Annotated in this window: 19 protein-coding genes; 15 read left to right on the top strand and 4 right to left on the bottom strand. The window is 34.1% G+C overall.

Annotation, left to right across the window (positions count from 1 at the left end; genetic code table 11):
• The first annotated feature begins 26 nt into the window (after positions 1-26).
• The 9 genes from LQ611_RS09355 (at position 27) to cysC (ending at position 9328) form a co-directional block, all read left to right on the top strand.
• The gene (locus LQ611_RS09355; RefSeq protein WP_037590199.1) at positions 27-758 is read left to right on the top strand and encodes a phosphoadenylyl-sulfate reductase; all 732 of its coding nucleotides are present in this window, start codon (positions 27-29) and stop codon (positions 756-758) included.
• A 101-nt stretch (positions 759-859) separates the two neighbouring features.
• Complete coding sequence (locus LQ611_RS09360) at positions 860-2680, top strand: assimilatory sulfite reductase (NADPH) flavoprotein subunit (RefSeq protein ID WP_119475091.1); 1821 nt, start codon at positions 860-862, stop codon at positions 2678-2680.
• Between the two features lie 14 nt (positions 2681-2694).
• A complete protein-coding gene (gene cysI / locus LQ611_RS09365; RefSeq protein ID WP_374229791.1) occupies positions 2695-4398 on the top strand; it encodes an assimilatory sulfite reductase (NADPH) hemoprotein subunit in 1704 nt (567 codons plus the stop codon).
• Between the two features lie 20 nt (positions 4399-4418).
• On the top strand, positions 4419-5186 hold the full coding sequence (gene cobA / locus LQ611_RS09370; RefSeq protein WP_239709539.1) for a uroporphyrinogen-III C-methyltransferase: 768 nt from the start codon (positions 4419-4421) through the stop codon (positions 5184-5186).
• Positions 5187-5204: 18 nt separating this feature from the next.
• The gene (locus LQ611_RS09375; RefSeq protein ID WP_107617804.1) at positions 5205-5945 is read left to right on the top strand and encodes a sirohydrochlorin chelatase; all 741 of its coding nucleotides are present in this window, start codon (positions 5205-5207) and stop codon (positions 5943-5945) included.
• 25 nt (positions 5946-5970) lie between these two features.
• Positions 5971-6585, top strand: coding sequence for an NAD(P)-binding protein (locus LQ611_RS09380; RefSeq protein WP_107590460.1), 615 nt, complete (start codon positions 5971-5973; stop codon positions 6583-6585).
• A 21-nt stretch (positions 6586-6606) separates the two neighbouring features.
• Positions 6607-7515 carry a sulfite exporter TauE/SafE family protein gene (locus LQ611_RS09385; protein WP_025907279.1) on the top strand — a complete coding sequence of 303 codons (909 nt, stop codon included), beginning with the start codon at positions 6607-6609 and terminating at the stop codon, positions 7513-7515.
• Positions 7516-7530: 15 nt separating this feature from the next.
• Entirely contained in the window at positions 7531-8709 is a 1179-nt protein-coding gene (sat, locus tag LQ611_RS09390) for a sulfate adenylyltransferase (RefSeq protein ID WP_107577344.1), read from the top strand.
• A gap of 19 nt (positions 8710-8728) precedes the next feature.
• Positions 8729-9328: an adenylyl-sulfate kinase gene (cysC, locus tag LQ611_RS09395; protein ID WP_048540525.1), complete on the top strand. Its 600-nt coding sequence runs from the start codon at positions 8729-8731 to the stop codon at positions 9326-9328.
• Between the two features lie 267 nt (positions 9329-9595).
• Here the strand turns inward: cysC and cudC are convergent, their stop codons facing one another.
• On the bottom strand, positions 9596-10150 hold the full coding sequence (gene cudC, locus LQ611_RS09400) for a choline uptake/conversion transcriptional regulator CudC (RefSeq protein ID WP_233678260.1): 555 nt from the start codon (positions 10148-10150) through the stop codon (positions 9596-9598).
• Between the two features lie 208 nt (positions 10151-10358).
• Here cudC and betB point away from each other — a divergent pair, with 208 nt between their 5' ends.
• Both betB and betA read left to right on the top strand, forming a co-directional pair.
• Positions 10359-11849: a betaine-aldehyde dehydrogenase gene (gene betB, locus LQ611_RS09405; RefSeq protein WP_107565382.1), complete on the top strand. Its 1491-nt coding sequence runs from the start codon at positions 10359-10361 to the stop codon at positions 11847-11849.
• Positions 11850-11888: 39 nt separating this feature from the next.
• Positions 11889-13571, top strand: a complete 1683-nt coding sequence (gene betA, locus LQ611_RS09410; RefSeq protein WP_025907285.1) for a choline dehydrogenase — start codon at positions 11889-11891, stop codon at positions 13569-13571.
• 261 nt (positions 13572-13832) lie between these two features.
• Here betA and LQ611_RS09415 read toward each other — a convergent pair whose 3' ends face one another.
• Positions 13833-14375, bottom strand: coding sequence for a recombinase family protein (locus LQ611_RS09415; protein WP_025907287.1), 543 nt, complete (start codon positions 14373-14375; stop codon positions 13833-13835).
• A gap of 94 nt (positions 14376-14469) precedes the next feature.
• Here LQ611_RS09415 and LQ611_RS09420 point away from each other — a divergent pair, with 94 nt between their 5' ends.
• The gene (locus LQ611_RS09420; protein ID WP_107565858.1) at positions 14470-15921 is read left to right on the top strand and encodes a SulP family inorganic anion transporter; all 1452 of its coding nucleotides are present in this window, start codon (positions 14470-14472) and stop codon (positions 15919-15921) included.
• 75 nt (positions 15922-15996) lie between these two features.
• Here LQ611_RS09420 and LQ611_RS09425 read toward each other — a convergent pair whose 3' ends face one another.
• On the bottom strand, positions 15997-16887 hold the full coding sequence (locus tag LQ611_RS09425) for a fructose bisphosphate aldolase (protein WP_239709540.1): 891 nt from the start codon (positions 16885-16887) through the stop codon (positions 15997-15999).
• Positions 16888-17077: 190 nt separating this feature from the next.
• Here LQ611_RS09425 and LQ611_RS09430 point away from each other — a divergent pair, with 190 nt between their 5' ends.
• The 3 genes from LQ611_RS09430 to LQ611_RS09440 all read left to right on the top strand — a co-directional run bounded on the left by LQ611_RS09430 (position 17078) and on the right by LQ611_RS09440 (position 19140).
• The gene (locus LQ611_RS09430; RefSeq protein ID WP_025907313.1) at positions 17078-17407 is read left to right on the top strand and encodes a DUF4889 domain-containing protein; all 330 of its coding nucleotides are present in this window, start codon (positions 17078-17080) and stop codon (positions 17405-17407) included.
• Between the two features lie 112 nt (positions 17408-17519).
• Positions 17520-18005, top strand: coding sequence for a GNAT family N-acetyltransferase (locus tag LQ611_RS09435; RefSeq protein ID WP_107633862.1), 486 nt, complete (start codon positions 17520-17522; stop codon positions 18003-18005).
• A 196-nt stretch (positions 18006-18201) separates the two neighbouring features.
• Positions 18202-19140 (top strand): mechanosensitive ion channel, encoded by a 939-nt coding sequence (locus tag LQ611_RS09440; RefSeq protein WP_025907316.1) that lies wholly within the window; start codon positions 18202-18204, stop codon positions 19138-19140.
• A gap of 178 nt (positions 19141-19318) precedes the next feature.
• On the opposite strand, the gene LQ611_RS09445 is transcribed toward LQ611_RS09440, so the two are convergent.
• Positions 19319-20680: a CitMHS family transporter gene (locus LQ611_RS09445; RefSeq protein ID WP_107633863.1), complete on the bottom strand. Its 1362-nt coding sequence runs from the start codon at positions 20678-20680 to the stop codon at positions 19319-19321.
• Positions 20681-20817: the final 137 nt, after the last annotated feature.

Consider the following 20817-nt stretch of genomic DNA (forward strand, 5'->3'; position numbering starts at 1 on the left):
TAAGCATAAGGAGGACGTTATATATCATGACCGAAGTGTTAACATATGAACGTTTTGACACTGATCCTTTTAAAGATATTGATATTGACGATGAAACTAAAGGTGCATATCAAATAATTAAATGGGCGTATGAACATTATGGAGATTCTATCGTATATTCATGTAGTTTTGGGGCAGAGGGTATGATTTTGATAGATTTAATATCAAAAGTTAAACCAGATGCCAAAATTGTATTCTTAGATACTGACTTACATTTTCAAGAAACTTACGATTTGATTGACCGTGTGAAAGAAAGATATCCAACATTAAATATTGAACTTAAAAAGCCAGATTTAACGCTAGAGCAACAAGCAGATCAATATGAACCGGCACTATGGACAAGTGACCCGAATCAATGTTGTTATATCAGAAAGATTAAACCGTTAGAAGAAGTATTATCGGGCGCTACTGCTTGGGTCTCAGGATTAAGAAGAGAACAATCTCCAAGTAGACAAAATACCGATTTTATTAATAAAGATGAAAGATTTAAATCTATAAAAGTTTGTCCTTTAATTTATTGGACTTGGGACGATGTATGGGCATATATCGAACGCCACGATTTAACCTACAATGAACTTCATGACTTTAATTATCCAAGTATTGGATGTATTCCTTGTACAGCTCAAGTATCTTCTTCAGGTGATTCACGTGAAGGAAGATGGACGAATTTCAACAAAACTGAATGTGGTTTGCATACAGTAAATAATAAACCTAAGTAATCTAATTAAGAGATTTATTAATCTTTTTTAGCATAAATCAGACTATTCCCATAAGAATAGTATTTAAAACTTAAATAATTGGACAGGATGAGGTGACATCTTTGGAATTATCAGTAACAAATAGCCCTTTTAATCAAGAGCAGTCAGAAAAGTTAAATCAAGTATTTGCAACACTTACAAATGAACAAAAGATTTGGTTGAGTGGTTACTTATCGGCGTCAGTCGTACAAGGTGATCAAGCAAGTGCACCTGTAGTTGAGCAATCTACAGCAGTGAGCGGTGAACCTAAGTTTAAGAAGAGAGATATTACAGTATTGTTTGGTTCTGAAACAGGTAATGCTCAAGGTTTAGCTGAAACGTTAGAAAGTAAATTAAAAGAAAAATCATTCAATGTCAATCTTGCATGTATGGAAGATTTTAAGACTAAAGATTTAAAGAAAGTAGAAGATTTATTTATTATCACAGCGACTCATGGAGAAGGAGATCCACCAGATAACGCAATTACGTTCCATGAGTTTTTACATAGTCGTAAGGCACCTAAGTTGAATGATGTGAGATTCTCAGTGTTAGCACTAGGAGACGAATCGTATGAATTCTTCTGTCAGACTGGTAAAGATTTTGATAAGAGATTAGAAGAGTTAGGTGCAGAGAGAATACATCCAAGAGTAGATTGTGATTTAGACTTTGATGAACCTGCTGAAAAATGGATGGAAGACATTTTAAATTCAATCGGCCAAGTATCAGGTCAAACAGCAGAAGAACCCGTTAAATTAGATGCTGAAGATTTATCAGCTACTCAAACGTATTCACGCTCTAATCCATACGAAGCAGAAATTTTAGAAAACATTAACTTGAACGGTAGAGGTTCAAATAAAGAAGTTAGACATATCGAACTTTCTTTAGAAGGTTTCAATGATTCATTTGAACCAGGTGATTGTATCGGCATATTCCCGAAAAATGATCCTGAAATTGTATCAGAGTTAATTGAAACACTTGTTTGGGACCCAGAAGAAATCGTACCAATTAATGATTCAGGCGATACATTAACTTTACGCGATGCATTAACTAATCATTTCGAAATTACAAAATTAACTAAACCAATCGTCACAAAAGCTGCGAATATCTTTGGTAATGGCGTGTTATCTGAAAAAGTTAAAAAAGATAGATGGATTTATGGATACGTTGAAGGTCGTGATTTTATAGATTTATTAAACGATTTTCCACCTGAAGATTTACAACCAGATGCTTTGCATCAAATATTGAGAAAATTGCCAGCTCGTGAATATTCAATCGCAAGTAGTCATCAAGCAGCACCTGATGAAGTACATTTAACGATTGGAGCAGTTCGTTACCATTCTCATGATAGAGATAGAAAAGGTGTTTGCTCAGTACAATTTGCAGAACGACTACAACCTGGTGATACAGTACCAATTTACTTGAAGAAGAATCCGAACTTTAAGTTCCCTAAAACAAGTGAAACGCCAGTCATTATGATTGGTCCAGGTACAGGTGTTGCACCATTTAGATCATATATTCAAGAAAAAGAAGAATTAGAGCTTACTAATAAAGCTTGGTTATTCTTCGGCGAACAACACTTTACGACAGACTTTTTATACCAAACAGAATGGCAAGGTTGGTTGAAAGATGGCGTGCTTGATAAATTAAGTGTCGCGTTCTCGAGAGATTCAGAAGAAAAAGTATATGTACAACACAGAATTGAAGAAAACAGTAAAGAATTTTATCAATGGATTCAAGAAGGTGCAGCTATCTATGTATGTGGAGATGAAAAACATATGGCTAAAGATGTGCATCAATCCATTTTAAATGTCATTCAAAAAGAAGGACATTATAACGAAGAAGAAGCAGAAGCATTTTTAACTGAATTGAAAAAAGAGAGAAGATATCAAAGAGATATTTATTAAGAGGGGGCAATATTGTGAGCACTCAAACTAATTTATCCGACAAATTAGATGAAATGGAACACATTAAGAATAGAAGTAATTATTTAAGAGGAACAATTAAAGAAGGTTTAGCAGATGAAATAACTGGTGCAATAGCTGAAGACGATACAAAATTACTTAAATTCCACGGTAGCTATATGCAAGATGATAGGGATATTCGTGATGAGCGTCGTAAACAAAAGTTAGAACCAGCATATAGTTTCATGATTAGAGTAAGAGTTCCAGGTGGTACGGCTACTGCTGATCAATGGATTGCGATGGATGATATTTCAACAGAATACGCTAACAACACAATCAAACTGACAACAAGACAAGCGTTTCAATTCCATGGCATCTTAAAAAGAAACTTAAAAAGTTCAATGCAAAGTATCAACCATGCTGTCATGGATTCATTAGCAGCATGTGGTGACGTTAACAGAAACGTCATGTGTAATCCAAATCCATATCAATCAGGCGTGCACAAAGAAGTAGATACACTTGCTACAAAAATAAGTGATCACTTATCACCTCAAACAGGTGCATATCACGAGATTTGGTTAGACGATGAAAAAATAGTCGATACGAAAGAAGAAGTAGAACCAATGTACGGTAAGACATACTTACCAAGAAAATTCAAAATCGGTATCGCTGTACCACCATCAAATGATATTGATGTTTATTCACAAGATATCGGATTGATTGCAGTTATTGAAGATGATCAATTAGTCGGATTTAATGTAACGGTCGGTGGCGGTATGGGTATGACACATGGTGATACGAAGACATACCCTCAAGTAGGACGTCTATTAGGCTACTTCCCTAAAGAAGAAGCGGTAGATGTTTGTGAGAAGATTTTAACTATCCAACGTGATTATGGTAATAGAGAAAACAGAAAGAATGCACGATTTAAATATACTGTTGATCGTGTTGGTGTTGATTTTATTCGTGAAGAATTGAATAAACGTTTAGGTTGGGAAATTGAAGAGGCGAAACCATTTGAATTTAAACATAATGGTGACCGATACGGTTGGACTGAAGGAAGCGGAAAATGGCACTTCACATTATTTATTCAAAATGGACGTGTCAAAGATACTTCTGATTACAAATTGAAGACAGCACTGAGAGAAATAGCTGAAATTCATACAGGTGACTTCCGTCTAACACCTAACCAGAACTTAATTATTGCCAATGTTGCCAAAAGTAAAAAACAACAAATTCAAAAAATTATAGATCAATATGGCATAACAGACGGTGAACATTATACAGGACTTAGAAGAAATTCAATGGCATGTGTTGCATTTCCAACGTGTGGTTTAGCGATGGCTGAATCAGAACGTTACCTTCCAACACTGATCAATAAAATTGAAGGACTTTTAGATGAAGCAGGTTTAAATGAAGAAGAAATTACGATTCGAATGACAGGTTGTCCAAATGGATGTGCAAGACCAGCATTAGCTGAAATTGCATTTATCGGTAAAGCGCCAGGTAAATATAATATGTACCTTGGTGGCGGATTCACTGGAAATCGTTTAAATAAATTATTTAAAGAAAATATTGGTGAAGATGAGATTTTAGAAAGCTTAAAACCAATTCTGATTCAATACGGTAAAGAAAAAAATGATGGAGAACACTTTGGAGACTTTGTTATCCGTAAAGGCATAATTAAAGAAGTGCAATCAGGGCAAGACTTCCATAGTTAATCAGAAAATGGGGTGTAAGAATGGGGAAAGTATTCTTGGTTGGTGCTGGACCGGGCGATCCAGATTTAATAACGGTTAAAGGTATTAAAGCCATTAAACAGTCTAATGTCATATTATATGATCGACTCGTCAATAAAGCATTATTAGATTATGCAACTGAAGACACGAGAATGATTTATTGCGGTAAAAGTCCGAATAAACATTCTTTGACTCAAGATGAAATTAATGAATTGCTCGTAAAACTTTCTCTAGAAGGTTACACCGTAACAAGACTTAAAGGTGGCGATCCATTTATCTTTGGTCGTGGTGGCGAGGAAGCAGAAACATTAAAGAACTATGATATTCCGTTCGAAGTAGTTCCAGGTATTACAGCTGGTGTTGCAGCACCAGCTTATGCTGGTATTCCAGTGACACATAGAGATTATAGTTCATCTGTTGCCTTTATAACAGGTGTTATGAAAGACAGTGTTGATGAAGATGAATATTGGAAACACTTAGCACTAGGACCAGAAACACTTTGTATTTATATGGGTGTAAAGAAGTTGCCTGACATTCAAAAATTATTAGTGAAACACGGTAAAGATATTCAAACACCAGTAGCATTAATTCATTGTGGAACTTCACAGAAACAAGTCACAGTGACAGGGACTTTAGAAGACATCGTAGAGAAATCATATCAAATTACAAACCCTGCAATGATTGTTATTGGAGAAGTCGTCAAACTGAGAGATCGCATGAGCTGGTTTGAAGAAGTGGCATCAGAACAGAACGTTCCACAACTTATTTAATAATACTGGAGGGATACAATGATAGGCGTGTTATATGTCAGTCACGGTAGCAGAATTAAAGAAGCGACAGATGAGGCAATTTCTTTTATTGAATCAGTGAAACAGTCTATTGATATACCGTTACAAGAAATTTGTTTCTTAGAATTAGCACAACCAGATATTCATCAAGGCGTTGAAAAGCTTATAGCGAAAGGTGCAACCGAGATATCCGTTATACCCGTATTGTTACTAAGTGCAGGTCACTATTTTAAAGATATACCGAAAGAGATAGATGAAATTAAGACACAATATCCAGAAGTAACTTTTACTTATGGAGAGCCTTTAGGTGTTCAATCAAGATTAACAGCCATTCTTAAAGAACGTATTGAAGAAACGAAAGTTGCGATTCAAGAAGATGCTAAATTACTTGTTGTTGGAAGAGGCAGTTATAATCCGCAAACGAAGATAGATATTACAGCTATAGGTCAATCCTTATACGAAACGACAACATTTAAAAATGTAGAAGTGTGTTACTTAGCTGCCTGTGAGCCATCTTTTGAAGAAGCTTTGCAAGATGCATTACATGAAGAATATTCACAAGTATTCATTGCACCGTATCTTTGGTTTACAGGTGTCTTGGAGCGTCATATAGAGCAAACAGTAGCGGAACATAATACGAAAAGCGACATCATCGTTTGCGAACATTTAGGTCATCATCCATCGATACAAGAAGCATTGAAAGATCGCGTGTTAGAAACACTAACGACTCAAACAGTTTAAATATCAGATTAAAGGATGATTTATTGTGGCATACATTCCAATCAATTTAGATTTACAAGATAAAATCGTCAAAGTTATTGGTGGCGGTAAAATTGCTGAACGTAGAGTGAACGCACTAATAAATAGTGAAGCGTTGATTCACGTTATTTCACCAGAACTTACTGACAAGTTAAAGCAGTATGAAATTGAAGGGAAATTGAAATGGCACAAAAAGGACTTTGAAATATCTGATATAGAACATGTTGATTTTATTATAAATGCCACGAACTCACCAGAAATAACCGATGTCATTAAAGATAATGCCCCTAAACATTGTCTAATCAACATGGTCGGTGATGCACAAGATGGCAATGTGATATTTCCTGGGACATTAAATAGAGGTAAGTTGCAGATAAGCGTCACATCAAATGGTGCAAGCCCAAAGTTAGTGCGTAATATTTTGAAAGATTTAGATCAACAATATTCAGTAGATTATACAGAATATGTAGATTTTTTATATGAATGTCGCACAATCATTAAATCACTAGAAATAGATCAAACAGAAAAAAACCAATTATTAGAATATATTTTGTCTCATCAATATTTCGATACGATTGAGCAAAATAAATTCATCAATTGGTTGAAACGACAACTTAAATAGAAAGCCAGAGAGGAGTAGCTTATGCGAAAGTTAACGATATTTGCATTAGTAGGTTTTTTAGCACAACTTATAGACGGTTCTCTTGGGATGGGATTTGGTGCAACCTCTTCATCATTACTATTAACTTTTGGAGTGGCACCAGCTATCGCATCTGCAACCATTCATTTTTCAGAAGTGGCAACAACAGCAGCATCAGGACTTTCACACTTAAAGTTTAAAAATGTTGATAAGTCCATCATTTTAAAGCTTGCTTTACCAGGTGCGATAACTGGATTTATCGGTGCGGGTGTATTGAGTAACTTGCACAGTGATTTTATTAAACCATTCATCGCATTATTCTTATTGTCGATGGGGATATATATTATTTATCAATTTGTATTTAAAAAACAGCAAAACCAACAAGTGAAAGATGGAAGATTTTCAGCTTTATTACTTGTTCCACAAGGTGCAATTGCAGGATTCTTAGATGCAATTGGTGGTGGTGGCTGGGGTCCAGTTAACACGCCATTATTACTATCAAGAAATAAAATTGAACCAAGATATGTTATCGGAACAGTTTCAGCGAGTGAGTTCTTTGTGACAATTTCAACTTCATTAGGATTTATTATCTTCTTAGGTTGGAGTCAAATAAACATTTTACTTGTCGTTGCGTTAGCATTTGGTGGCGTCGTAGCAGCACCGTTCTCAGCATGGTTAGTGAAGACTTTACCAGTGTATGTTTTAGCGGTACTTGTCGGCGGTCTGATCATATTTACAAATAGTAGCGTGTTATTAGGTACTTTAATTAGCAGTGAAGCAACAGTCAATATTATAAAAGGTGTTATTATCCTTGCTTGGTTAGGTTTAGTACTATTCACACTTTACCAACATAATAAATTTCCTTTTAATATTCAAAATCAAAAATCAAAAGAAGTAGATCAAATTAATTAATAGGAGTGAATATTGATGGTATCAGCAACTCAAAAGACTAAAGAAACAATCGAAGCTCATGGTGGAGAATTAATTAATCGACAAGTAACAGGTCAAGAAAGAGCAGAACTTATTGAAGCGGCACAATCATATCCTAAATTAACATTAAATCCTTGGAGTCTATCAGATTTAGAATTAATCGCAATTGGTGGTTTCAGTCCACTGACAGGATTTTTAGGTGAGAAAGATTATATCAGTGTCGTTGAAAATCTACGTCTAGAAAACGGACTTGTATGGAGTATTCCAATTACATTACCGGTTACTGAAGAAGAAGCAAACAACTATGAAATAGGTTCAGACATCGCTTTATATGGAGAAGATAATCATTTATATGGTGTGTTAAAACTTGAAGAGAAATATACGTATGATAAAGCTAAAGAAGCTCAAAATGTGTACGGAACAACAGATGTGGATCACCCAGGTGTGAAACGTGTATATGAAAAAGGCAACGTTTATTTAGCTGGTCCAATTCAATTAGTTGATCGACCAAAACATGATGAATTTAGTGATTTCCATTTAGATCCAAGTGAAACACGTGAATTATTTAAAGAATTAGGATGGAAAACAGTTGTAGGTTTCCAAACGAGAAACCCAGTTCATCGTGCGCATGAATATATTCAAAAAATAGCACTTGAATCAGTGGATGGATTATTATTAAATCCTTTAGTTGGTGAAACGAAGTCTGATGATATTTCAGCTGAAATAAGAATGGAAAGTTATCAAGTTATCTTGAAACATTATTACCCTGAAGAAAGAACACGTCTTGTGATTTATCCAGCAGCAATGAGATATGCTGGCCCACGTGAAGCCATTTTACATGCATTAGTACGTAAAAATTATGGCTGTACACACTTTATCGTCGGTCGTGACCATGCAGGTGTAGGTGACTACTATGGTACATATGACGCACAAGAATTAATTTCACAATATGAAGATGAAATTGGCATTCAAATCTTTAAATTTGAACATGCATTCTTCTGTACAGTTTGTGACAACATGACAACAGCTAAGACATGTCCCCATGACAAATCAAATCATGTTCATTTAAGTGGAACAAAGGTGAGAGAGAAACTTCGTAACGGTGAACAATTACCAAAAGAATTCTCAAGACCAGAAGTAGCAGATGTATTAATTAAAGGTTTAAGACAAAATTAATTTCTTTAGGAGTGGAATAATGAGCGCGTCAACAAATATTACATGGCATGATTCTGAAGTAACAAAAGCACAAAGACAAGAACGTAACGGTCATAAAAGTGTTGTGATTTGGTTTACTGGTTTATCAGGATCAGGTAAATCAACAATATCTGTAGCATTAGAAAAAGCATTATTTGAACAAAATATCACTTCATATCGTTTAGATGGAGATAACATTCGTCATGGATTAAACCAAAACCTTGGATTCAGTCCAGAAGACCGAAAAGAAAATATCCGTCGTATCGGTGAAGTCGGTAAATTAATGGTAGATGCTGGTGTAGTCACAATGACAGCATTCATCTCACCATATGAAGAAGACCGTAATACGGTTAGAGATATACTTGAAGACGGTGAATTCATCGAAGTTTTCACTAAATGTAGTTTAGACGAGTGTGAATCAAGAGATCCAAAAGGACTGTATAAGAAAGCAAGAAGCGGTGAAATCAAAGAATTCACTGGCATTAATGCACCATATGAAGAACCATCAAACCCTGAAATAGTCATCGATACAGAAAACGAAAGTGTAGAAGAATCTGTAGAGAAAATCGTTGCATACTTAAAAGAAAATCAATATTTATAATGAATAAGCTCACAACGCTAGCTAGTGTTGTGAGCTTTTTGTATTGTGGTATTGTGGTTATGAACAAGTTTGGTGAGAAGTGTTCTTAAGGATGTCGTTACGAACAAGTTTGATGAGAAGTGTTCATAAGAGCGTCAGTATTTACAATTTTTACGAGTTTTGTAAATATGACTCCCGTTATTAGCAGTTCTGGTCAAAAGTGCAAATACTGGTACCAACTAAAAATAACAAAAGCGCGGGGTATGCATTGCTACCTCGCGCTTTTACTTATTTGTCTTCTTGACTTGGTATTGGGAAATATTTATATATCTCTCCAGTTTTAATAGCGTTACTGATATTTGCTAACCATTCATAATATACTTTTGATTCTTCTAATTGTGTATGAATGGTGATTGCTTCTTCTTTAGTTTCTTCATCGACATCATCTGCATCTATGATTTTTTGTAGCAAGATTTCTGCGTCTTTAACAGAATCCATATTAATAGAAATTTCTCGATCCCATTTTCTTGAGAAAAAGTTATTAAAGAAGATAAAGAAGTCTTTTTCAGCGATGAAATGTTGTTTTCTACTTCCTCTTGTAAATTGTTGTTTGACGATATCAAATTCTTGTAGTTTCTTAACACCAGCACTCATGCTTGGTTTGCTCATTTGAAGTTGTTCACGCATTTCATCTAGTGTCATACTACCTTCAAATACCATCGTCCCGTATAAATTTCCGACACTTCTATTAATACCATATAAATCCATCGTTTCTCCAATACCGTTAATCACGATGTCTTTAGCTTGGTCTAGTTGTTTTTTGTAGTTATCTGAACTTACCACTACATACACCTCCAATAGTTACCTTAATTGTACCATGAATCCTTTTACATTGTAGTTGCTTTTCCATTACTTGTCTATTTGAAATACCTATTAAAAACAAATCATAAATGAACTTTGGAAATTTGACGCCTTTCATAATTCTATGCTAACATAAAATTTGTAAAGTTCGTTAAATAAAAATTTAACAAAGTTAACGGAGGTATTTTGAATGGGATATATAGAGCATTTATCTAGACGTCAATTTATAAATGGTGAGTGGGTAGAAGCTTCTAATAAAGCGACTCGCGACATTGTGAATCCATATAATCAAGAAGTTGTGATTTCAGTAGCTGAAGGTACAGAAGAAGATGCTGAAAAAGCAATTTTAGCAGCTAGACAGTCATTTGAAGCTGGTGAATGGTCAGGTGAAACGACTGAGAATAGAAGTCGTAAAGTTAGAGCCATTGCAGATTTAATTAAAGAACATAAAGAAGAACTAGCGGAACTTGAAACATTAGATACTGGTAAGACATTAGAAGAATCATATGCAGATATGGATGATATTCATAATGTATTTATGTATTTTGCAGGTTTAGCAGGACATGATGGTGGTGAAATTATTGATTCCCCAATACCTCATTCAGAAAGTAAATTAGTAAAAGAACCTGTAGGCGTTGTGACTCAAATTACGCCGTGGAATTATCCGCTACTTCAAGCTTCATGGAAAATAGCGCCTGCTCTTGTAACAGGTTGTTCGTTAGTTATGAAACCAAGTGAAATTACGCCATTAACAACAATTCGTGTATTTGAATTAATGGAACAAGTTGGATTTCCTAAAGGTGTCATCAACCTCGTACTAGGTAAAGGTTCTGAAGTTGGTGAAGTATTAGCATCTCATAAAGAAGTCGATCTCGTTTCATTTACAGGTGGTATTCAAACAGGTAAGCATATTATGAAACGTGCAGCAGACAATGTAACGAATATTGCATTAGAACTAGGTGGCAAGAATCCGAATATTATTTTCGATGACGCAGATTTTGATTTAGCGATTGATCAAGCATTAAATGGTGGCTATTTCCATGCCGGTCAAGTTTGTTCAGCTGGATCACGAATTATCGTCCATAACGATATTAAAGATAAATTTGAAAAAGCTTTAGTTGAACGTGTTAATAAAATTAAAATCGGTAATGGTTTTGATGAAACTACTGAGATGGGACCATTAATTTCTGGAGAACATCGCGATAAAGTTGAAAAATATATAGAAGTTGCGAAAGAAGAAGGTACGACAATTGCTGCTGGTGGTAAACGACCAGACAGAGCAGACTTACAAGATGGTTTCTTCTTTGAACCAACTGTCATTACAAACTGTGATACATCTATGAGAATTGTACAAGAAGAAGTATTTGGACCTGTCGTAACAATTGAAGGATTCTCTAATGAACAAGAAGCGATTGAATTAGCGAATGATTCTATTTATGGACTCGCAGGCGGCGTATTTACACAAGATATCGCTAAAGCTAATCGTGTGGCTAATAAATTGAAAATGGGTACAGTTTGGATTAATGACTTCCATCCATATTTTGCACAAGCACCATGGGGTGGATATAAACAATCTGGTATTGGTAGAGAGTTAGGTAAAGAAGGATTAGAAGAATATTTAATTTCTAAACATATTTATACAAATATTCAACCTGAGCCAGTGAATTGGTTTAGTAAATAAATACAACAAAGAAGAACGAGTATATAGGAGGATTTTGAGATGAAGCAATCTTATGATTATATAATTATTGGAGGCGGAAGTGCCGGATCTGTATTAGGTAATCGTTTAAGTGAAGATAAAGATAAGACCGTATTAGTATTAGAAGCGGGTAGAAGTGACTATCCATGGGATTTATTAATTCAAATGCCAGCAGCACTAATGTATCCATCGGGTAATCGTTTCTATGACTGGAAATATGAAACAGATGGCGAACCTCATATGGGCGGTAGAAAAGTAGCACATACAAGAGGTAAAGTACTTGGTGGTTCAAGTTCAATCAATGGTATGATTTATCAACGAGGAAACCCAATGGACTATGAAGGTTGGGGAGAACCTGAAGGCATGGAAACATGGAAGTTTGCGAATTGTTTACCATACTTTAAACGATTAGAAAAAACTTTTGGAGCAGATAAATCAGATCAATATCGTGGTCATAATGGTCCGATTAAATTAAGAAGAGGACCAGCAACAAATCCATTATTCCAAGCTTTCTTTGAAGCGGGCGTTCAAGCTGGATACAATAAGACACCTGATGTAAATGGATTTAGACAAGAAGGGTTTGGACCATTTGATAGCCAAATTCATAATGGTCGACGTGTTTCAGCATCAATTGCTTATTTAAGACCAGCTATGAAACGTAAGAATTTAACTGTTCAAACAAGAGCTTTTGTTACAGAAATCAATTATGAAGGTAGACGAGCAACGGGTGTAACATTCAAGAAAAATGGTAAGACACATACAGTTGCTGCAGGAGAAGTTATTCTATCAGGTGGTGCGTTCAATACTCCACAATTACTTCAACTTTCTGGAATTGGTGACTCTGAACATTTAAATTCATTAGGTATAGAGACACGTGTACACTTGCCAGGTGTAGGTGAAAACTTCGAAGACCACTTAGAAGTATATGTACAACATGCATCTTCTAAACCAGTATCTGAGCAACCAAGTTTAAATAAATTTAAAATGCCTTTTATCGGATTACAATGGATCTTCGGTAGAAAAGGACCAGCAGCAAGTAACCACTTTGAAGGTGGCGGATTTGTAAGATCTAATGATAAAGTTGATTATCCAAACTTAATGTTCCACTTCTTACCATTAGCAGTACGTTATGATGGACAAAAAGCAGATACAAAACATGGTTTCCAAGTACATATCGGACCAATGTATTCTAACTCTAGAGGTAGCTTGAAGATTAAATCTAAAGATCCATTTGAAAAACCTAAATTTGTCTTTAATTACTTATCTACAAAAGAAGACGAACAAGAATGGATAGAAGCAATTAGAGTTGCAAGAAACATCTTGAAACAACCAGCTTTAGCACCATATAACGATGGAGAAATATCTCCAGGACCTTCAGTACAAACAGATGAAGAAATTTTAGAGTGGGTTAAAAAAGATGCAGAAACAGCACTTCACCCATCATGTAGTGCAAAAATGGGACCAGCATCAGATCCTATGGCTGTAGTTGACCCATTAACAATGAAAGTACACGGTATGGAGAACTTGAGAGTAGTCGATGCATCAGCAATGCCACGCACAACAAATGGTAATATCCACGCACCGGTGTTGATGTTAGCGGAAAAAGCAGCAGACATCATTCGTGGTAAAAAACCATTAGAACCAGAAGAAATAGATTACTATAAACACGGCGTCCACCCTAAAGACGCAGGCGTTGTGAAATAATAGGAGAAGTAAGAAGGCTGAGACAGAAATTGTCTCAGCCTTTAGTTGTTATATGGGTACGCGCTAACTACCATAATTCTGAAAAGTGGTAATAAGAACGCTGTAACTACCATAATTCTGAATAATGGTAATAAGAGAGGGGTTTTCTAAGGGACATTATTCTGAATTGTGTCTCTAACAGCATGTCTAAGGGACATTATTCTGAATTGTGTCTCTAACAGCATGTCTAAGGGACATTTCCCAGAATTCTGTCTCTAATTGTTATTTATTTAAGTGTCTATATAATGTTGCTCTGCTAATGTTGGTCGCTTCTTTAATTTCTTCTAAAGTATATTTCTTAGAATGGTACATTTCGATGGCATTTTTTAAATTAAGATCGTTTCGTTTTGGTCTTCCGATAGTCTTACCTGCTGTTTTGGCTTTTGCGATACCTGACTTAGTTCTGAATTTAATCATATCGCTTTGAAACTGATTAAGTAGACTTAAAAATTTGTTAAAATTCATTTGCTCATGCTGACTAATTGTTATTTGAGCATTAACAATATGAATGTCCACATTGATTTCCTGGGCAATTGTAATGAGTTCTTCTAATTGGTATGAAGTATCTGCAAGAATACATAAATCAGTTATGTATAATTTATCCCCGCTTTGTAATTTACTATAAAATAATGTATTTAATTCTTTTCTAATTTCAGTTTGTACATGAGATTCTTCAATAATTGTTAACGAAAATTTGCTTAACTTTGAATGTTGTTCAGCGACTGTATCATATAATTCGATTGGTCTAATATAGCCATAATTCATAAATTTCACCTCAATAGTTTCATAAATGTATACATATGAAACTCTTTTGTTTATAATAGCACTATTGAAAATATATAAAATAGGAGTATGTATAATGTTTAAAACTTATATAGAAGAATGGCTTTCTAATCCAGGGAAAAATTTACTAGCTGGTATTGTTGTAACGCTAGCACTTATTCCTGAAGCCATTGCATTTTCTATAATTGCAGGAGTAGATCCAATGGTAGGATTGTACGCTGCTTTTATTATTGCTACGACAACTTCAATAGTAGGCGGTAGACCTGCTATGATATCTGGAGCTGCAGGAGCTGTTGCGCTTATTGTAACACCTTTAGTAAGAGAACACGGTGTCGATTATTTATTTGCAGCAACGATACTCATGGGTATTATACAGTTATTATTAGGAATTCTCAAAATTGGTAGACTCATGAAGTTTATACCAAGGTCAGTCATGATTGGATTTGTAAATGCTTTAGCGATTATGATTTTTATGTCTCAACTTGAGCATATATTCGGTATTTCAATAAGTACATATATTTATATAGCTATTACATTACTCATTGTTTATATTGTACCAAAATATTTCAAAGCCATTCCTGCACCGCTCATCGCAATTATTTTATTAACAACGCTATATATGGTAACAGGTTCTAATGTAAGAACAGTTGGCGATTTAGGTACGATAACAAGAGCATTTCCGAATTTCTTAATACCACAAGTTCCTTTTAACTTAGAAACATTAGCCATCATTTTGCCGTATTCTTTATCAATGGCAATTGTAGGATTAGTAGAAAGTTTATTAACTGCTAAAATTGTCGATGAAGCAACAGATTCTCATAGTAATAAAAATAAAGAATCCAGAGGTCAAGGTATTGCCAATATCATCACAGGTCTATTTGGAGGAATGGGAGGCTGTGCTATGATTGGTCAATCTGTCATCAATGTAAAATCAGGTGCAACAAGTAGATTATCAACATTTACAGCGGGTGTTTTCTTAATCATTCTCATCCTATTATTAGGAGATGTAGTTGTACAAATTCCTATGCCGATTTTAGCGGGTATTATGGTTATGGTATCTATTAGTACATTTGATTGGAAATCATTTAAGTACGTTAAGCAAGCGCCAAGAACAGATGCTGTCGTTATGATTTTGACAGTGGTCATCGTGTTGTTTACACATAACTTAGCTATAGGCGTTATTGTCGGCGTCATATTTAGTTCTTTATTCTTTGCTACTAAAATATCAAATGTTCATGTTCATCAAACAATAGAAAATCATTTTTATAAATATGCATTCACAGGACAAATATTCTTTGTTTCAATAGATTCAATGATGAATCAGTTAGACTTTTCTATTGAAAATAGTCAGATTGAATTAGACTTTACACACGCACATTTATGGGATGACTCAGCAGTCAATGCAATCGATTCAATGGTAAAAAAATTCGAAGATAAAAACAATACAGTATTTGTTAAACAATTAAATACAGATAGCAGAAAAATTATTTCTGAATTAAGTCAGCTCAATGAAACACATTTAACATAAGATTGGAAATTTTATTTAACCCCAATATAAAAAGGCTCGGACACTAATAAATTGTCCAAGCCTTTTGTTTTGTTATTAATTTTTATTTACTGATGCGTCATAGATAGAATCTACTGCGTCTTGTAATCCGCTATTAAATTCTTCTGCTGATTGTCCAGCGAATAGGTCAGTTACTAATGCACGTGAGAAACTTGCGATAAGTCCGTCATTTTCTTTAAGTAATTCATTTGCTTTTTCTCTTGAATAACCACCTGATAATGCAACGACACGAACAACGTTAGGGTGTTCGATTAATGATTTATATTGGTTTGGTTTTGTTGGAATTGTTAATTTCAACATAACGTATTGATCGTCGTTTAATTTATCTAATTCTTTCGCGATTTCTTCTTTTAAGATATCTTCAATTTCTTCTTTATCTTTAGCATTAATGTTCACTTCTGGTTCGATAATTGGAACTAATCCTGCTTCGATAATTTGTTTACCAATTTCAAATTGTTGTTCTACAACTTTAGCAATAGCTTCTTGATTTGCTTCAAGAATATTTGAACGCATTTTTGTACCGAATACATTACGTTCTTTTGCACGTTGTAATAACTCATCTAAACCAGGAATGGCTTTCATTAACTGAACGCCATTTTCTTCATCTGCTAAACCTTTGTCTACTTTTAAGAAAGGAACGATACCTTTTGAAGCTAAGTAGTCAGAAGTATATTGACCTTCAACTTCACGGTCCATTGTTTGTTCAAATAAAATAGCACCTAATATTTTTTCAGAAGTAAAGGCTGGAGATGTTACGATACGTGTTCTCATTTCATGAACAAGTGTAAACATTTCATCTTCATTGCTGTATTGATTTTCTTCAATACCATAATCTTTAAGAGCTTTTGGAGTACTACCACCACTTTGATCTAGTGCAGCTATAAAACCTTTACCATTTTTTATTTTTTCAAATTGTTCTTGGTTCATTTTTTCCACTCCTTTAGATATTTTCACTTATAGTATGATGATTTTTACCATTTATCGCAAGTTATTCAACTTTTAATGATTTTTTAAGAGAGAAAATGATTAATAAATATGTCGAATTTAAGAAGATTGACGCATGATTATTTCATAAAATGGTTATACGCATTATGATGTACATTAGGGAGGATTCTCAATGAATAAAAAATCAGCAATATTATTAATAGGTGGCTTAGCTATTGTAGCTTTAGCAGTCGCAGCTTTATTATTATTTTCAACGCAAAAAAGTACATACTACGGGTATATGGAGAATAGTACAACTGCAGAAAAAGTAGTCAGTGAGAAAAATAATGAAGTTACGGAAAATATCAAAATCGAATCTACAAGTGATTTCAAACCTAAAAAAGGTGATTTTGTAAAATTAATTTCAAACGATAACGGTAAAACATTTTATAAAAAAGAAGTCGTAAAACATGATGACATACCACATGGTTTAATGATGAAAATACATGATATGGAAATGTAAGAAATATAAAGTCTGAGACAAATGCTAATGTCTCGGACTTTTACTATTTTATTTAATCGTTACATATAGTAAAATTACATTTAACTTCTATAGAATGTGGGTGGTTAAAGTGATGTTAATCAGAAATAAACAAGAATCAGATGTTGAAGCGATTGCTAAAGTTCATTACGAGTCTTGGTTAACAACATATAGAGGAATTGTTCCAGATAGTTATTTGGATCAATTAACGTTAGCGTCATATATTGAAAGACATCATAAATTTAATGCGCCGTGTATAGTTGCAGAGGTTGATGGAGAAGTGATTGGATTTCTAATGTATGGTAAAGACAAAGATGAAGATACAAGTGATACATGTGGTGAAATTATGGTCATTTACTTACTTGAAGCATATCAACAACAAGGAATAGGAACATGTTTGATGCAAGAAGCGGAAGAACAAATGAAGGATAAATATGATGAATTAAGTCTTTGGGTTTTTGAAGATAATCATCCTACAATTAAATTTTATGAAAAGCATGGCTTTAAAAAAGATGGTAAATCTGAAATAAGCGATGTTAGTAAAGAATTAAAAGAAGTAAGAATGATGAAAAGAATATGATACATATGGAATTTTGTTTTACGTGAAACGGGCAGATGTTTGATCATCTGCTCGTTTATTTTTATAGAAATATTAATTACTTATTCAATTTATTTAGTTTTTCAGAATAGATTTTTCAACAAATCAAAAATTATTCTAAAAAATATGATTAGTATTATTATACTAGGGTAACATATCAAGAAAGGAGGAATTAAATATGAGTAAAATAACAGATTCATTCTTAAATGCTTTAGATAGCATTATAGCATTCATACCAAACTTAATTAGTGCAATTATCTTATTAATTGTCGCTTGGTTAATTGCAGTAATTGTTAAAACAGTTATTGTGAAAGGTTTAAACGCAGTTGGTTTTGAAAAATGGCTAGAGAAAAAGGGGTTAACTGAATCAGGAAGTGGCAAATCAGGGTCTGAAGGCTTAATTCAGACATTTGGTAAATTAGCTTACTTCATTATATTCTTATTATTCTTACCATCAGTGTTTGATGCATTAAATATGACTTCTGTATCAACACCGATTAAGAACATGATGGGTAGTGTATTAGACTTCTTACCTAGAATTATTGTTGCGATTGTTATATTAGTTGTTGGTTTATTCATCGCAAAAGTATTAGGTACATTAGTTAAAAACTTATTAACAAATTTAAATGTTAGTAAATATAATCACTATGTAAACTTTGGTGAGAATAAAGAAAGTATTGATATTCCTTCAGCTGCAGGCTGGGTAATTTCAACAATCATTGGTTTATTCTTTGTTGTTGAATCATTAAATACAGTTAATTTAGAAGTGTTAAATACAATTGGTGAAGCAATTATTGGATACTTACCATTAGTAATTTCAGCAGCAATTATCTTATTAATTGGTTTCATTGGTGGTAACTTACTATCTAAATTAATTAAAAAATCTACAGGTAACGTATTTGTATCTGAAATCGTTAAATATTTAGTAATCATCGTTTCAGTATTTATGACATTAGATCAATTAAACTTTGCTCAAAGCATTGTTAATGTAGCATTCTTACTAATCTTAGGTGCTGTAGCAGTAGCATTTGCTATCTCATTCGGTATCGGTGGTAAGTCATTTGCAGAAAAAACATTATCAAAAATTGAACGTAAAGCTGAATCAAATGACAAATAAAAGATGATTAGAAAAAGCTGAGACATCCGTGTCTCAGCTTTTTTGTGTGGATATATATAATGGGTGAATGAAGGTAAGAGATGAGGCAAGTCGTGGCTTAAGTGTAGAGTAAAGCCAAGAGATAGTCCAAGTCATAGCATAAACCCTAAACAACCTCACATCTTCCAAAAATCATATTCTATATCGTCACAATGCCCATCAAGATAGCAATAAATAGCATTAGGATGGAGAAGCCCCAAACCCAGAAGAATGCGTATTTGATATATCTACCCATATTGATTTCTGCAAGTCCAACGGCTAACCATACTGCTGGTGCGAATGGACTGACGAATGTTCCGATTACGTTACCTATCATAAGTGAAAAGGCTGTTGATTGTGATGGAACGCCAAATTGACTGGCTGTTGATTCTACTATAGGTAAGATAGCGAAATAATAAGCATCTGTACTTGTTAATAAATCTAAAGGAACACCTAATACACCGATTATAATGTGTAAATATGGTCCTACAACTGTTGGTAATACAGCAATTAACGATAACGCAATCGATTCTAACATGCCTGTTTCATTAAGTATTCCTAGGAATACGCCGGCTGCTAATATAACAGCTGCCATCATTAAGGCATTTGGTGCATGTGCTCGAATACGCTCCATTTGCTCGTCGACATCTCTAAAGTTTAATGGTAATGCGATTGCGACACCGAGCATAAATGCAAATTCAGGCGGTACAATATCTAATAACATCATAGCTACGACGATGACTGTAAGTATTAAGTTTAGCCAAAGTATGTAAGTATGCTTTGTTGCTTCCCCTTTAATTGATGCATTTTCTTCTTGGTCTTTTTCATAGTTTGCAATAATTTCATCCATATTGATTTTTACAACATCCTCATCAGGAAATGATTTAGCAATACGTCTTTTTTCACGGATTCCTAAATAGATAGAGAATAGAATTGCGAGTACGATTCCGATAAGTTGAATAGGTATAACTTGATACCATAAGTCGTTAATATTATCGACTTTAAGAACTGAAGCGGTTCTTGCCATTGGTCCGCCCCAGGGTACCATGTTGATAATTGCTGCACTTAATGCAAGAAGTAGTACTAATAAGTATGGGCTCATTTTTAGTGCCCTGTATAATGGTAATAAAGCAGGAATTGCTAATAAGAAAGTAGTGGCACCAGCACCGTCTAATTGTGCAAAAGTACCGATAATCGTTGTAACAATCGCGACGATAATAATATTACCACGTGTTAATTTAATCATTCCTCTAACAAAAGGTCTGAATAAACCACTATCTGAGATAATACCGAAATAGATAATCGCAAAAATAAACATGATTGCGACATTGAATACTTGATCAATACCGGATTCGACATATTTTCGAATATCTCCAAATCCATGACCAATAACTAATGAGCCAATTACAGGTATTAAAATCATTCCTACAACTGGACTAATTTTTTTCATAATTAACATTGCGACAATTGAAATAATAATAACGAGTCCAACAATTGTCAGCAGTGTACTTGGTTCTTCCATTTTTATCCCCCTCAGTTTAATATAGCGCTTACATTAATAAAAATTAAAAAGCTTTCTACAACACATTAAAGTGTAATAGAAAGCATATGTTTATTATATCATTTGAAATTAAAAATTAATATAATAATTTGAAAATT

Origin of the sequence: Mammaliicoccus sp. L-M44 (assembly GCF_022386355.1) — a bacterium.
In the GTDB taxonomy this organism is placed as follows: Bacteria; Bacillota; Bacilli; order Staphylococcales; family Staphylococcaceae; genus Mammaliicoccus; species Mammaliicoccus sciuri_A.

What these genes read in the sequence shown, in the direction of transcription:
- LQ611_RS09415 (WP_025907287.1), bottom strand. Translation starts at nt 14,375, where the DNA reads ATGAATTATGGCTATATTAGACCAATCGAATTATATGATACAGTCGCT.
- betB (WP_107565382.1), top strand. Translation starts at nt 10,359, where the DNA reads ATGGGATATATAGAGCATTTATCTAGACGTCAATTTATAAATGGTGAG.
- LQ611_RS09420 (WP_107565858.1), top strand. Translation starts at nt 14,470, where the DNA reads ATGTTTAAAACTTATATAGAAGAATGGCTTTCTAATCCAGGGAAAAAT.
- LQ611_RS09355 (WP_037590199.1), top strand. Translation starts at nt 27, where the DNA reads ATGACCGAAGTGTTAACATATGAACGTTTTGACACTGATCCTTTTAAA.
- LQ611_RS09440 (WP_025907316.1), top strand. Translation starts at nt 18,202, where the DNA reads ATGAGTAAAATAACAGATTCATTCTTAAATGCTTTAGATAGCATTATA.
- LQ611_RS09425 (WP_239709540.1), bottom strand. Translation starts at nt 16,887, where the DNA reads ATGAACCAAGAACAATTTGAAAAAATAAAAAATGGTAAAGGTTTTATA.
- LQ611_RS09435 (WP_107633862.1), top strand. Translation starts at nt 17,520, where the DNA reads ATGTTAATCAGAAATAAACAAGAATCAGATGTTGAAGCGATTGCTAAA.
- betA (WP_025907285.1), top strand. Translation starts at nt 11,889, where the DNA reads ATGAAGCAATCTTATGATTATATAATTATTGGAGGCGGAAGTGCCGGA.
- cobA (WP_239709539.1), top strand. Translation starts at nt 4,419, where the DNA reads ATGGGGAAAGTATTCTTGGTTGGTGCTGGACCGGGCGATCCAGATTTA.
- sat (WP_107577344.1), top strand. Translation starts at nt 7,531, where the DNA reads ATGGTATCAGCAACTCAAAAGACTAAAGAAACAATCGAAGCTCATGGT.
- LQ611_RS09385 (WP_025907279.1), top strand. Translation starts at nt 6,607, where the DNA reads ATGCGAAAGTTAACGATATTTGCATTAGTAGGTTTTTTAGCACAACTT.
- LQ611_RS09445 (WP_107633863.1), bottom strand. Translation starts at nt 20,680, where the DNA reads ATGGAAGAACCAAGTACACTGCTGACAATTGTTGGACTCGTTATTATT.
- LQ611_RS09375 (WP_107617804.1), top strand. Translation starts at nt 5,205, where the DNA reads ATGATAGGCGTGTTATATGTCAGTCACGGTAGCAGAATTAAAGAAGCG.
- cysC (WP_048540525.1), top strand. Translation starts at nt 8,729, where the DNA reads ATGAGCGCGTCAACAAATATTACATGGCATGATTCTGAAGTAACAAAA.
- LQ611_RS09430 (WP_025907313.1), top strand. Translation starts at nt 17,078, where the DNA reads ATGAATAAAAAATCAGCAATATTATTAATAGGTGGCTTAGCTATTGTA.